The sequence below is a fragment of the Pseudomonas sp. Irchel s3h14 genome, assembly GCF_900187425.1.
Classification (GTDB): Bacteria; Pseudomonadota; Gammaproteobacteria; order Pseudomonadales; family Pseudomonadaceae; genus Aquipseudomonas.
In genome coordinates this window covers 1-13,755 of record NZ_FYDJ01000011.1, presented here as the reverse complement: position 1 = coordinate 13,755, position 13,755 = coordinate 1, and the positions used below count along the sequence as shown (strand labels likewise).

Sequence of the window (13,755 nt, the reverse complement as noted above, 5' to 3'; positions counted from 1 at the left end):
CCCGTTTAGCGCGTAGCAACCTTGTGGGCCGCGGACGCAAAAATGGCTGCTAGCCTAACGAATTTGCCCGACAAACGCACTGTTAGGGTGCGATCTATCCGATATGCGACATTCCCGTGTCGCGTTTACATATATAAATTTCCTACCTCCGCACAGATCGTTCCCACGCTCTGCGTGGGAATGCATCCCGTGACGCTCTGCGTCACATCCAAAGGCGGAACGCGGAGCGTCCCCGGCGGCATTCCCACGCGGGAGCGTGGGAACGATCACCAGAAACGACAAAGGCCACCCGAAGGTGGCCTTTGTTTGGTGAAGCGTCAGATAAGCGCGAGGCTTACTTGATCGCCCAACCGGTCAGCTCGGACAAAGCCTTGCCGATGTCTGCCAGCGAACGCACGGTTTTAACGCCTGCGTCTTCCAGGGCAGCAAACTTCTCGTCTGCAGTGCCTTTGCCGCCAGAGATGATTGCGCCAGCATGGCCCATGCGCTTGCCCGCAGGGGCAGTCACACCAGCGATGTAGGAAACAACCGGCTTGGTCACGTGTGCCTTGATGTAGGCAGCCGCTTCTTCTTCAGCCGAACCGCCGATCTCACCGATCATAACGATCGCTTCGGTCTTCGGGTCTTCCTGGAACAGCTTCAGGATGTCGATGAAGTTCGAGCCCGGGATCGGGTCACCGCCGATGCCGACGCAAGTCGACTGACCGAAACCGGCGTCAGTAGTTTGCTTCACAGCTTCGTAGGTCAGGGTGCCGGAACGGGAAACGATACCGACCTTGCCTGGCAAGTGAATGTGACCTGGCATGATGCCGATCTTGCATTCGCCTGGAGTGATCACGCCTGGGCAGTTAGGACCGATCAGGACTACGCCCAGCTCGTCGCACTTGACCTTGGCATCCAGCATGTCCAGGGTAGGAATGCCTTCAGTGATGCAAACGATCAGCTTGATGCCGCCGAATGCTGCTTCCAGGATGGAGTCCTTGCAGAAAGGAGCTGGAACGTAGATCACGCTGGCGGTGGCGCCAGTGGCAGCTACAGCATCTTTCACGGTGTTGAACACTGGCAGACCCAGGTGCTCGGTGCCGCCTTTGCCCGGAGTTACGCCACCAACCATCTTGGTGCCGTATTCGATGGCTTGCTGGGTGTGGAAACTACCTTGCGAACCGGTAATACCCTGGCAGATAACTTTGGTGTCTTTATTGATCAGGACGCTCATTATTTGCCCTCCGCAGCTTTGACAACTTGTTGAGCAGCGTCGGTCAGGCTGGTAGCAGCGATGATGTTCAAACCGCTTTCTGCCAGTACTTTAGCGCCCAGCTCAGCGTTGTTGCCTTCAAGGCGAACAACAACCGGGATTTTCACGCCGACTTCTTTCACAGCGCCGATGATGCCTTCGGCAATCATGTCGCAACGAACGATGCCGCCGAAGATGTTGACCAATACTGCAGCGACGTTAGTGTCGGACAGGATGATCTTGAACGCTTCGGTAACGCGTTCTTTGGTAGCACCGCCGCCCACGTCGAGGAAGTTGGCTGGTTTGCCGCCATGCAGGTTGACGATGTCCATGGTACCCATGGCCAGGCCAGCACCGTTGACCATGCAACCGATGTTGCCTTCCAGTGCTACGTAGTTCAGTTCGAACTTGGCAGCGTGCGCTTCGCGCGGATCGTCTTGCGACGGATCGTGGAAAGTCTTCAGCTTAGGCTGACGGTACATGGCGTTGGCGTCGATGTTGATCTTGGCGTCGAGGCAATGCAGATCGCCGTCAGCCTTGATCACCAGCGGGTTCACTTCCAGCAGAGCCAGGTCGTGATCCTTGAACAGCTTGGCCAGACCTACGAAGATCTTGGCGAACTGAGCAACTTGCTTGCCTTCCAGACCCAGCTGGAATGCCAGCTCGCGACCCTGGAATGGCTGAGCGCCAACCAGTGGATCGATAGTGGCCTTGAGGATTTTCTCAGGGGTGTCGTGAGCGATTTTCTCGATGTCCACGCCACCTTCGGTGGAAGCCATGAACACGATGCGACGGCTCGAACGGTCAACGACAGCGCCCAGGTACAGCTCTTTAGCGATATCAGTGCACGATTCAACCAGGATCTTGGTGACTGGCTGGCCATTGGCATCAGTCTGGTAAGTCACCAGACGCTTGCCCAACCACTGTTGAGCGAATGCTTTGGCGTCTTCTTTGCTGCGAACCAGCTTAACGCCGCCCGCTTTACCGCGACCACCTGCGTGAACCTGGGCTTTGACAACCCATTCGGTCCCGCCGATTTTGTCGCACGCTTCTGCTGCTGCTTCCGGGGTGTCTACGGCGAAACCCTGGGATACTGGCAGGCCGTATTCAGCGAACAGCTGCTTACCCTGATACTCGTGAAGATTCATGCTTATTACCGTCTTCGTTAGGTACTGCGCATTCGGTGCTGCACTTGTTCAAGTGCCGCACCACCTGTGACTGCTGCTTGCGTAGGTGTTCCGGATAACCGGTGAGACTACGCAAGGCTGCGTCCGGCGGACATTCCGCGGTGAGTCTTGCACGCAAGGCTCACGACGGGCCTTCCGCCGTGGTTTCTTATTGTCTTGTCTTAACGCTTCTTGCGGTTGGCAATGTGGATGGCGCCGCCATTCACAGCCAGAGCTGCTTCGTGCAAGGCTTCGGACAGGGTCGGATGGGAGAAAACCATCATGCCCAGGTCTTCAGCGCTGGTGCCGAATTCCATACCGATCGCGCCCTGCTGAACCAGTTCTGCAGCGCTCGGGCCAATCACGTGGACGCCCAATACGCGGTCAGTCTTGGCATCAGCGATGACTTTCACGAAACCGCCGGTATCGTTGGCTGCCATGGCACGGCCACTGGCTGCGAACGGGAAGGTGCCAACGTTAACTTCAACGCCTTCAGCCTTCAAGACCTGCTCGGTTTTGCCGACCCACGCGATTTCCGGGTGAGTATAAATAACAGACGGGATCAGGTCATAGTTGATTTGGGCTTTGTGGCCCTTGATGCGCTCAACCACCATGATGCCTTCTTCGGACGCCTTGTGCGCCAGCATCATGCCGCGAACCACGTCGCCGATCGCGTAAACGCCCGGCACGCTGGTCGCGCACTGGTCGTCAACGAAAACGAAGCCACGTTCGTCGATGTTCACACCGCTGTCAGCTGCCAGCAGCTCGGTGGTCACCGGACGGCGACCAACGGCAACGATCAGCTTGTCGAACGTGATGTTCTGTTCGCCATTGGCATCGGTGTAGTTCACGACAACTTCGTTGCCGTTCACTTTGGAACCGGTGACGCGAGCGCCCAGCTTGATGTCCAGACCTTGTTTGGTCAGGGTCTTGTAGGCTTCTTTGGAAACGGCGTCGTCAGCCGCTGGCAGGAACTTCTCCAGGGCTTCCAGAACAACCACTTCGGAACCCAGACGGGACCAGACCGAACCCAGCTCCAGACCGATTACGCCAGCGCCGATCACGCCCAGACGTTTTGGAACCGATTGGAATTCCAGTGCGCCCGTCGAATCGACGATTACGTTCTGGTCAACCGGAGCCGGTGGAATGTCGATCGGACGCGAGCCCGAAGCCAGAATCACGTTCTCGGCTTCGATGATTTCGACGGTGCCATCTGGCTTGGTCAGCTCGACTTTCTTGCCGGCCAGCAGTTTGCCGTGGCCTTGCAGGGAAGTGACGCCGTTCGCCTTGAACAGGGTGGCAACGCCAGAGGTCAGGCCTTTGACGATGTTGGCTTTACGGCCAACCATTGCCGCCACGTCCATGGTCACGCCAGCGTGATTGATACCGTGGATCGCGAAGCCTTCTTTGGCTTCCTTGTACTTCCAGGAGCTGTCCAGCAGCGCCTTGGATGGAATGCAGCCGACGTTCAGGCAAGTACCGCCGAGGGCCAGTTTGCCTTCCTTGTCGGTGTATTTCTCGATGCAGGCAGTGGAGAGGCCCAGTTGCGCTGCTTTAATGGCAGCCACGTAGCCGCCAGGGCCCGCGCCAATCACTACCACGTCGAATTTCTGAGTCATGTGTCATTCCTTCTCGAATCAAACCGGACGGGCCCTTTTGAGGACCGTCGTGGGACGAAGCTGGTCATTACAGATGGGCCGTCCATCACTGGACGGCCCGTGCAACGAAATCAGATATCCAGCAGCAAACGAGCCGGGTCTTCCAGCAGGTTCTTGATGGTAACCAGGAAGGTCACAGCTTCTTTGCCATCGATCAGACGGTGATCGTAGGACAGAGCGAGGTACATCATCGGACGGATTACAACCTGACCGTTGATCGCCATAGGACGCTGCAGAATGTTGTGCATGCCCAGGATGGCCGCTTGCGGCGGGTTGACGATCGGGGTCGACATCATCGAACCGAAAGTACCACCGTTAGTGATGGTGAAAGTACCGCCGGTCATCTCGTCCATCGACAGTTTGCCGTCACGAGCCTTCTTGCCGAAGGTGGCGATGCCGCCTTCGATTTCAGCCAGGCTCATCAGTTCGGCGTTACGCAGAACCGGAACAACCAGGCCGCGGTCGCTGGAAACAGCAACACCGACGTCAGCGTAGCCGTGGTAAACGATGTCAGCACCGTCGATCGAAGCGTTGACCGCAGGGTAGCGTTTCAGCGCTTCGGTGGCAGCCTTGACGAAGAACGACATGAAGCCCAGGCGCACGCCGTTGTGGGACTTCTCGAACAGGTCCTTGTACTTCGAACGCAGCGCCATGACTTCGGTCATGTCGACTTCGTTGAAAGTGGTCAGCATCGCCATGTTCGATTGAGCTTCAACCAGACGCTTGGCGACGGTGGCCCGCACGCGGGTCATCGGTACGCGCTTCTCGATGCGATCGCCGGCAGCGAACACTGGAGCAGCAGCGGCAGGAGCAGCTGCCTTGGCAGGCGCGGCAGCTGGAGCGGCTTTCTTGGCAGCTACAGCGGCAACAACGTCTTCCTTGGTCACACGACCGCCTTTGCCAGTGCCGGCAACGGAAGCGATGTTGATACCGTTTTCTTCAGCCAGCTTGCGAGCAGCCGGTGCAGCAACAGGATCATCTTCGCCTTCAGCGGCTGGAGCAGCAGCTTGTGCAGCGGCCGGAGCAGCGGCAGCAGCTGGAGCGGCAGCAGCGCCGCCCGCTTCGATGGAGCCCAGGACTTCGTCGGACAGAACGACGTCGCCTTCGTTCTTGACGATCGCGCCCAGCACGCCATCAGCGGTGGCCAACACTTCCAATACGACTTTGTCAGTTTCGATGTCGACGATCAGGTCGTCGCGCTTGACGGCGTCGCCCGGCTTTTTGTGCCAGGTGGCAACGGTGCCATCGGCAACCGATTCCGGGAAAGTGGGGGCTTTGATTTCGATAGCCATTATCTGTGGGTCCTTAAATTCGGTTTCAGGTGCGCGAAGGCGTTAAACAGTAAAGGCGTCTTGCAGCAGTTTTTCCTGCTGCTCAGCGTGCATCGATGCATAACCACAAGCAGGTGCAGCAGAAGCATCACGGCCCGCGTACTCGAGTACGAGAGACTTGTTGTGATTGCCAACGATGCGGCGCATGTGGTGTTGGCTGCAGTACCAGGCACCCTGGTTCATCGGCTCTTCCTGACACCAAACGATATGTTTGAGGTTGGTGTACGGAGCCAGGACTTCGTTCAAGTCGTCCTCAGGGAATGGGTACAGCTGCTCGATACGCACGACGGCGATGTCGTCACGACCTTCGGCACGGCGTTTTTCCAGCAGGTCGTAGTAGACCTTGCCGCTACACAGAACAATGCGCTCGACCTTTTTCGGGTCTTGAACATCGATTTCCGGGATAACGGTCTGGAACGAACCTTCGGCCAGATCTTCCAGGGTCGAGATGGCCAGTTTGTGACGCAACAGCGACTTCGGAGTCAGAACGATCAACGGCTTGCGCAGCGGGCGAATCACCTGACGACGCAGCAAGTGGTAGATCTGAGCCGGCGTAGTCGGGACGGCGACCTGAATATTGTGCTCGGCGCACAGCTGCAGGTAACGCTCCAGACGAGCCGAAGAGTGCTCCGGACCCTGACCTTCATAACCGTGCGGCAGCAGCATGGTCAGACCGCAGAGACGGCCCCACTTGTGCTCGCCACTGGTGATGAACTGGTCGATAACCACTTGGGCACCGTTGGCGAAGTCGCCGAACTGGGCTTCCCAGATCACCAGCGCCTCAGGCGTGGTGGTCGAGTAACCGTATTCGAACGCCAGCACGGCTTCTTCGGACAGGAACGAATCGTACAGGTCGAAACGTGGCTGGCCCTTGTACAGGTTTTGCAGCGGGACGTAGGTACCCGCGTCTTTCTGGTTGTGCAAGACAGCGTGACGGTGCGAGAACGTACCGCGACCGATGTCCTGACCCGTCATGCGAATCGGGTGACCTTCGAACGCCAGGGTCGCGTACGCCATGGTTTCGGCGTAACCCCAGTTGATCGGCAGGCCGCCGGCTTGCATTTTCTGACGGTCTTCGTAGATTTTCGAGACCTGGCGCTGAACCACGAAGCCTTCCGGAATTTCCAGCAGCTTGGCGGACAGTTCCTGCAAGGTTTTCAGATCGAAGCGAGTGTCGTGACGCGCGGTCCAGGCGTGGCCCAGATACGGACGCCAGTCCACGAACAACTCTTTGTTCGGCTCTTTGACCAGGCTTTTTACAACATGCAGACCGTTGTCCAGCGCATTGCGGTATTCGTCGACTTTCGCCTGAACACGCTCTGCGTCCAGCACACCGCCCTGAGTCAGACGATCGGCATACAGCTCACGGGTGGTGCGCTGTTTGGTGATCTGCTGATACATGATTGGCTGGGTGCCGCTTGGCTCGTCGGCCTCGTTGTGGCCACGACGACGGTAGCAGACCAGGTCGATCACCACGTCACGCTTGAACTGCATGCGGTAGTCGATGGCCAGCTGGGTCACGAACAACACGGCTTCCGGATCATCACCATTCACATGGAGGATCGGCGCCTGGATCATTTTCGCAACGTCGGTCGCGTACTCGGTGGAACGCGAGTCCAGCGGGTTGCTGATGGTGAAACCGACCTGGTTGTTGATCACGATGTGCACGGTGCCGCCGGTCTTGAAACCGCGGGTCTGCGACATCTGGAAGGTTTCCATGACCACACCCTGACCGGCGAATGCCGCGTCACCGTGGATGGAAATCGGCAGAACCTTCTCGCCGGTAGGGTCGTTACGACGATCCTGACGGGCGCGAACCGAACCTTCGACCACCGGGGAAACGATTTCCAGGTGGGACGGGTTGAACGCCATGGCCAGGTGAACTTCACCGCCAGTGGTCATCACGTTGGACGAGAAGCCCTGGTGATACTTAACGTCACCGGAACCCAGCTCGACCTTCTTCTTGCCTTCGAACTCGTCGAACAGCTCGCGCGGGTTCTTGCCGAAGGTGTTGACCAGCACGTTCAGACGACCACGGTGGGCCATGCCGATAACGATTTCCTTGGTGCCGTAGGAACCGGAACGCTGGATCAGCTCGTCGAGCATCGGAATCAGGCTCTCGCCGCCTTCCAGACCGAAACGCTTGGTACCCGGGTATTTGGTACCCAGGTATTTTTCCAGACCTTCGCCGGCAGTCACGCGCTCAAGCAGGTGGCTCTTGATGTCGGCGGAGTACGTCGGACGGCCGCGCACGCTTTCCAGACGCTGCTGGAACCACTGGCGCTGCTCGGAATCGGTGATATGCGTAAATTCAGCGCCGATGGTGCGGCAATATGTCTGCTGCAACGCTTCGTGAATTTCGCGTAGGCTCGCTTCCTCTTTGCCGATGAACAGGTCGCCGGCACGGAAGGTCGTATCAAGATCGGCATTGGTCAAGCCGTAATGATTGATCGACAGGTCTGCAGGTGCAGGACGCTGCCACAGCCCCAGCGGGTCAAGCTGGGCTGCCTGGTGGCCACGCATACGGTAGGCCTGGATCAATCGCAGCACTTCAACTTGCTTCTTCTCGTGCTCACTGCTCACGCTGCCGGCGGAAACCGGTTGGGCGCGGCGCTGGTTCTTTGCCAGCAAGACGAAATGATCGCGAATTGTGGAGTGCGAAACATCGGTGGCAGTGTTGCCGTCAGCAGGCAACTTCTGGAAGTAGGTGCGCCACTCTTCTGGCACAGCGTTAGGGTCGTGCAGGTAGAGCTCGTAGAGCTCTTCCACATAGGCAGCGTTACTACCGGATAGGTAGGCGCTGTTCCACATGCGCTGCATCACGCTTTCTTGCATGCTTGGTCACCCTCGGTTAGGGGAACACCACCGGCGTCGACACCGAGCACACTTGCAGAAGTCCGAATGCAGCGACTAAAACAAGCCACTTAGGATCACGCTGATAGTCCGGGTACCAGCCCGGATGCCCCTGCTTGTCTCATTTCTTCAAAATAAGAGCCGCAGCCTTATAAGCTGCTGCTCAGGTTAAAACTACGGCGCCGGTTGAAGCCTGCGCCGTAGCATCTACGGGTACTGCGGTCCTACGGGTACTGCTGAATCACACGCCGCTTTGCAGCAACATGTGACGTACGTGACCGATGGCCTTAGTCGGGTTCAGGCCTTTCGGGCAAACGTTGACGCAGTTCATGATCCCGCGGCAGCGGAATACGCTGAACGGGTCATCCAGCGAAGCCAGACGCTCGGCAGTCTTGGTGTCGCGGCTGTCTGCCAGGAAGCGATACGCTTGCAGCAGAGCAGCTGGACCCAGGAACTTGTCCGGGTTCCACCAGAAGGACGGGCAAGAGGTCGAGCAGCAAGCGCACAGGATGCACTCGTACAGACCGTCGAGCTTTTCACGCTCTTCAGGGGTCTGCAGACGTTCGATGGCCGGAGCCGGCGTGTCGTTCTGCAGGTATGGCTTAACCTTTTCGTATTGCTTGTAGAAGATGCTCATATCGACGACCAGGTCACGAATAACCGGCAAACCTGGCAGAGGACGAACGATCAGCTTGTTACCTTTTACGACAGCGGACAGCGGCGTGACGCACGCCAGAGCGTTTTTGCCGTTGATGTTCATGCCGTCGGAACCGCAAACACCTTCACGGCAAGAGCGACGATAGGAGAACCCTTCGTCCTGCTCTTTGATCAGGGCCAGCACGTCCAGCACCATCAGGTCTTTACCACCGGTATCGACCGAAAATTCCTGCATGAACGGCGCAGCGTCCTGATCAGGGTTGTAGCGATAAACACTGACTTTCAACATGGCGGCCACCCTTAATAAGTCCGAATCTTAGGTTCAAAAGTCGGAACAGTCTTCGGCGAGAAGTTCACAGCACGCTTGGTTACGCGCTTGTCACCCGGGAAGTACAGGGTGTGGCACAGCCAGTTTTCGTCGTCGCGATCTTCGTAGTCTTCACGGGCGTGAGCGCCGCGGGACTCTTTGCGGATCTCTGCGGCGATGGCGGTAGCTTCGGCCACTTCCAGCAGGTTCTGCAATTCCAGAGCTTCGATACGAGCGGTGTTGAACGCCTGGCTCTTGTCGTTGATCTTGACGTTGGCGATACGGCCACGCAGATCAGCCAGCTGAGCAATACCCTTCTGCATGTATTCGCCGGTACGGAATACACCGAAGTAGTTCTGCATGCAGCTTTGCAGCTCTTTACGCAGGGTGGCGACGTCTTCGCCTTCGGTACGCGAGTTCAGGCCATCGAGACGCGCCAGGGCAGCATCGATGTCGGACTGGCGAGCGCGGGTGTAGTCGACGCCTTCTTTCAGGGTCTGTTCCAGGAACAGGCCGGCTGCACGGCCGAACACCACCAGGTCGAGCAACGAGTTGCCGCCCAGACGGTTGGCACCGTGAACCGATACGCAGGCCACTTCGCCTACTGCGAACAGGCCCGGGATGATCTGGTCAACGCCGTTTTCATCCTGAGTGATTGCCTGACCATGAATGTTGGTCGGCACGCCGCCCATCATATAGTGGCAGGTTGGAACGACCGGAATCGGCGACACGGCTGGATCGACGTGGGCGAAGGTCTTGGACAGTTCCATGATGCCTGGCAGACGGCTGTGCAGAACTTCTTCACCGAGGTGATCGAGTTTCAGCATTACGTGGTCGCCATCCGGACCGCAACCGTTGCCGGCGATGATTTCTTTAACCATCGAGCGAGCAACAACGTCACGACCAGCAAGGTCTTTGGCGTTCGGAGCATAACGCTCCATGAAACGCTCGCCGTGCTTGTTGATCAGGTAACCGCCTTCACCGCGGCAACCTTCAGTAACCAGTACACCGGCGCCGGCGATGCCGGTCGGGTGGAACTGCCACATTTCAATGTCTTGTACCGGCACGCCAGCACGCAGAGCCATGCCGACACCGTCACCGGTGTTGATCAGGGCATTGGTGGTGGACGAGTAGATACGACCTGCACCGCCAGTCGCCAGTACAGTGGCGTTAGCGCGGACGTAGGAAGTTTCGCCAGTTTCGATGCAGATGACGATCATGCCGACAAAGGCACCATCTTCGTTCTTCACCAGGTCGACACCGTAGTATTCGTTGAGGAATACGGTGCCGGCCTTCAGGTTGGCCTGGTACAGGGTGTGCAGCAGTGCGTGACCGGTACGGTCGGCAGCGGCGCAAGTACGTGCAGCCTGGCCACCTTTACCGAAGTCTTTCGACTGACCGCCGAACGGACGCTGATAGATGCGACCTTGTTCGGTACGGGAGAACGGCAAGCCCATGTGCTCGAGCTCGAAGACCGCTTCCGGGCCTACGGAACACATGTATTCGATAGCGTCCTGGTCACCGATATAGTCGGAACCCTTGACGGTATCGTACATGTGCCAGCGCCAGTCATCGTTCGGATCTGCCGAGGCGATGGCGCAGGTGATGCCACCCTGAGCGGATACAGTGTGCGAACGAGTCGGGAAAACCTTGGTAACTACGGCAGTCTTGTGACCGCCCTGTGCCAGCTGCAGAGCAGCGCGCATACCAGCACCGCCGCCGCCAATGATGATGGCGTCGAACGAAAGTGTATTAACTGTATTAGACATGAATCAGATACCCCAAAGAATCTGCACACCCCAGACGAAGTACGCGAACATCGCGACGCCGCATACCGCCTGGAAGAGGAAACGTACTGCAGTCGCGGACTTGCCCAGCGCCATTGGCGTCAGGTAGTCGGTCGCGATGGTCCACATGCCGACCCAGGCGTGAGCGCCGAGGGCAACGAGGGCCAGGAGACTGAAGATACGCATTCCGTTGTGGGCGAACAGGCCATGCCATTGGGCATAGTCAATACCAGGGTTCGCAACGAGGTATCCGATCAGGAAGATGAAATAAGCCGCGAGAACGACCGCAGACACACGCTGTGCCATCCAGTCATAGAGGCCTGAACGCGACAGGTTCGTAACGCTGGTTACCATATCCAAACTCCCGCCAGAACGATCAACACCGCAGACACGGCGATAATGATTTTCGAGCCCAGCGTGCCGCCTTCCAGCGTCTCACCGATGCCCATGTCCATGATCATATGGCGCACACCGGCTACCAAGTGATACAGAAGAGCGGACAGGAGGCCCCATGCTACGAACTTGGCCAGAGGGCTGGTCAAGGTTGCCTTCACGTCGGCAAAACCTTCCTCGGAACCCAGGGATTTGCTCAATGCATACAGCATGAAGCCAAGGCCCAGGAAGAGGATGATGCCGGAAACACGGTGAAGAAACGACGTAACGCCGGTGATGGGGAGTTTGATGGTCCTTAGGTCTAGGTTTACAGGTCGTTGGCTTTTCACGGCTTTTTTTCACACTGAAGAGCCCCTAACAATCAGGGCAAAGTTGTTGGGGAGTGCACTGGTCAGGTAACCACCACCCAGGGATGCGACCCCCAATAAAGCAGGCCCAAAAGCCCCTGGCGGTCGGTGGCCGAGTATAGACAGTTAGGCTACTAATGACAACGCGTTCGCCTTCCCCTAATAGCTCATTGCACAAGTCGTATAAAAGGCGTAAATGGCAGTCAATTTCGAGGAAAAAGTCCGGTTAAAGCCTTCTGGAGCAAGACTTTAGGCAAATTGACATTCGAATTTATCTCACTATAGTGGTGCGGGCCCTGCGTGGGGGGTCTGTCTGATGATTTCAAGCATAAATAGGAGGCCACATGGCTGACAAAAAAGCGCAGTTGATCATCGAGGGCGCAGCCCCCGTCGAGCTGCCCATTTTAACCGGCACCGTTGGTCCCGATGTTATCGATGTTCGGGGCCTGACGGCCACGGGCCGTTTCACCTTTGACCCTGGTTTCATGTCGACAGCTTCCTGCGAGTCGAAGATCACCTATATCGACGGCGACAACGGCATTCTGCTGCACCGCGGCTACCCGATCGAACAGCTGGCTGAAAAGTCGGACTACCTGGAAACCTGCTATCTGCTGCTCAACGGCGAATTGCCGACCGCAGAACAGAAGGCCCAGTTCGTCAGCACCGTGAAGAACCACACCATGGTTCACGAGCAGCTGAAGACGTTCTTCAACGGTTTCCGTCGCGACGCCCACCCAATGGCCGTCATGTGCGGCGTAGTCGGCGCCCTCTCGGCCTTCTACCACGACTCCCTGGACATCAATAACCCGCAGCATCGCGAAATTTCCGCGATCCGTCTGGTTGCCAAGATGCCAACCCTGGCAGCGATGGTTTACAAGTACTCCATGGGCCAACCCATGATGTACCCGCGCAACGACCTGACGTACGCGGAAAACTTCCTGCACATGATGTTCAACACCCCGTGCGAGATCAAACCGATCAGCCCGGTACTCGCCAGCGCCATGGACAAGATCTTCATCCTCCATGCCGACCACGAGCAGAACGCATCGACGTCCACCGTACGCCTGGCCGGCTCTTCGGGTGCCAACCCGTTCGCCTGTATCGCCGCCGGCATCGCTGCACTGTGGGGCCCTGCCCACGGCGGCGCGAACGAAGCTGTTTTGACCATGCTCGATGAAATTGGCGATGTATCGAACATCGACAAGTACATCGCCAAGGCCAAGGACAAGAACGATCCGTTCAAACTGATGGGCTTCGGTCACCGGGTTTACAAAAACCGCGACCCACGCGCAACAGTCATGAAGCAGACCTGCGACGAAGTGCTGAAAGAACTGGGCATCACCAACGATCCGCAACTCGAACTGGCCATGCGCCTGGAAGAGATCGCCCTGACCGACCCGTACTTCATCGAACGCTCGCTGTACCCGAACGTCGACTTCTACTCGGGGATCATCCTCAAGGCGATCGGCATTCCAACCAGCATGTTCACCGTGATCTTCGCCCTGGCGCGGACTGTCGGCTGGATCTCCCACTGGAAAGAAATGCTCTCCAGCCCGTACAAGATTGGCCGTCCGCGCCAGCTGTACACCGGCTACGAGTCGCGTGATATCACCAAGCTGGAAGACCGCAAATAAGACCTGTCTTGCGATAACGTCTTGAGTTGCACCGGGAACGGCCTCTATTTATATAGAGGCCGTTTTTGTTTGTGCTGGCTCAGCGGCCTGAGGGCCGACTGGGTCTTTGGTCGTGTACATATCCGTTTCTGCGGTGATGGCTGATTACGGTTTCGCTTTTACAGCGAATCACTTGGAAAAACCCCAAGTAACCAAGGGCTTCTGCCCCGCCATTCGGTGCCTTGCCTAGGCTCGGCATGCCCTCACTCCGGCATTGCTCCGGGGGCCCGCCGCCATCGGCCATCCATGGCCGGGGGCGGCTACCGCGGCATCCTTGCCGCGGTGCCCCCTGCGCAACGCCTGCGTTCGGCCTCTGGGAAAGGGGCAAGCAGATCAAGATCAAAAGCCA

Annotated in this window: 10 protein-coding genes; 1 reads left to right on the top strand and 9 read right to left on the bottom strand. The window is 57.7% G+C overall.

Annotated features, from left to right (window positions below):
• Window positions 1–334: 334 nt before the first annotated feature.
• The 9 genes from sucD to sdhC all read right to left on the bottom strand — a co-directional run bounded on the left by sucD (window position 335) and on the right by sdhC (window position 11,715).
• Window positions 335–1,216, bottom strand: coding sequence for a succinate--CoA ligase subunit alpha (sucD, locus tag CKW16_RS20160; RefSeq protein WP_008148605.1), 882 nt, complete (start codon window positions 1,214–1,216; stop codon window positions 335–337).
• A complete protein-coding gene (gene sucC / locus CKW16_RS20155) occupies window positions 1,216–2,382 on the bottom strand; it encodes an ADP-forming succinate--CoA ligase subunit beta (RefSeq protein WP_008148602.1) in 1,167 nt (388 codons plus the stop codon). Before sucC ends, sucD begins: the two co-directional genes overlap by 1 nt.
• A gap of 200 nt (window positions 2,383–2,582) precedes the next feature.
• Entirely contained in the window at window positions 2,583–4,019 is a 1,437-nt protein-coding gene (gene lpdA, locus CKW16_RS20150; protein ID WP_095130080.1) for a dihydrolipoyl dehydrogenase, read from the bottom strand.
• 110 nt (window positions 4,020–4,129) lie between these two features.
• Window positions 4,130–5,350, bottom strand: coding sequence for a 2-oxoglutarate dehydrogenase complex dihydrolipoyllysine-residue succinyltransferase (gene odhB / locus CKW16_RS20145; RefSeq protein ID WP_046048039.1), 1,221 nt, complete (start codon window positions 5,348–5,350; stop codon window positions 4,130–4,132).
• A 42-nt stretch (window positions 5,351–5,392) separates the two neighbouring features.
• Window positions 5,393–8,224 (bottom strand): 2-oxoglutarate dehydrogenase E1 component, encoded by a 2,832-nt coding sequence (locus CKW16_RS20140; protein WP_095130078.1) that lies wholly within the window; start codon window positions 8,222–8,224, stop codon window positions 5,393–5,395.
• A gap of 259 nt (window positions 8,225–8,483) precedes the next feature.
• Entirely contained in the window at window positions 8,484–9,188 is a 705-nt protein-coding gene (locus CKW16_RS20135) for a succinate dehydrogenase iron-sulfur subunit (protein WP_095130076.1), read from the bottom strand.
• A gap of 11 nt (window positions 9,189–9,199) precedes the next feature.
• Window positions 9,200–10,975: a succinate dehydrogenase flavoprotein subunit gene (gene sdhA / locus CKW16_RS20130; RefSeq protein WP_095130074.1), complete on the bottom strand. Its 1,776-nt coding sequence runs from the start codon at window positions 10,973–10,975 to the stop codon at window positions 9,200–9,202.
• Between the two features lie 3 nt (window positions 10,976–10,978).
• A complete protein-coding gene (gene sdhD / locus CKW16_RS20125) occupies window positions 10,979–11,347 on the bottom strand; it encodes a succinate dehydrogenase, hydrophobic membrane anchor protein (RefSeq protein WP_095130072.1) in 369 nt (122 codons plus the stop codon).
• On the bottom strand, window positions 11,341–11,715 hold the full coding sequence (gene sdhC, locus CKW16_RS20120; RefSeq protein WP_084322329.1) for a succinate dehydrogenase, cytochrome b556 subunit: 375 nt from the start codon (window positions 11,713–11,715) through the stop codon (window positions 11,341–11,343). Before sdhC ends, sdhD begins: the two co-directional genes overlap by 7 nt.
• 362 nt (window positions 11,716–12,077) lie before the next feature.
• Between sdhC and gltA the strand changes: the two genes are divergently transcribed.
• A complete protein-coding gene (gltA, locus tag CKW16_RS20115) occupies window positions 12,078–13,367 on the top strand; it encodes a citrate synthase (protein ID WP_095130070.1) in 1,290 nt (429 codons plus the stop codon).
• Window positions 13,368–13,755 lie beyond the last annotated feature (388 nt).

What these genes read in the sequence shown, in the direction of transcription:
- sucD (WP_008148605.1), bottom strand. Translation starts at nt 1,216, where the DNA reads ATGAGCGTCCTGATCAATAAAGACACCAAAGTTATCTGCCAGGGTATT.
- sucC (WP_008148602.1), bottom strand. Translation starts at nt 2,382, where the DNA reads ATGAATCTTCACGAGTATCAGGGTAAGCAGCTGTTCGCTGAATACGGC.
- lpdA (WP_095130080.1), bottom strand. Translation starts at nt 4,019, where the DNA reads ATGACTCAGAAATTCGACGTGGTAGTGATTGGCGCGGGCCCTGGCGGC.
- odhB (WP_046048039.1), bottom strand. Translation starts at nt 5,350, where the DNA reads ATGGCTATCGAAATCAAAGCCCCCACTTTCCCGGAATCGGTTGCCGAT.
- CKW16_RS20140 (WP_095130078.1), bottom strand. Translation starts at nt 8,224, where the DNA reads ATGCAAGAAAGCGTGATGCAGCGCATGTGGAACAGCGCCTACCTATCC.
- CKW16_RS20135 (WP_095130076.1), bottom strand. Translation starts at nt 9,188, where the DNA reads ATGTTGAAAGTCAGTGTTTATCGCTACAACCCTGATCAGGACGCTGCG.
- sdhA (WP_095130074.1), bottom strand. Translation starts at nt 10,975, where the DNA reads ATGTCTAATACAGTTAATACACTTTCGTTCGACGCCATCATCATTGGC.
- sdhD (WP_095130072.1), bottom strand. Translation starts at nt 11,347, where the DNA reads ATGGTAACCAGCGTTACGAACCTGTCGCGTTCAGGCCTCTATGACTGG.
- gltA (WP_095130070.1), top strand. Translation starts at nt 12,078, where the DNA reads ATGGCTGACAAAAAAGCGCAGTTGATCATCGAGGGCGCAGCCCCCGTC.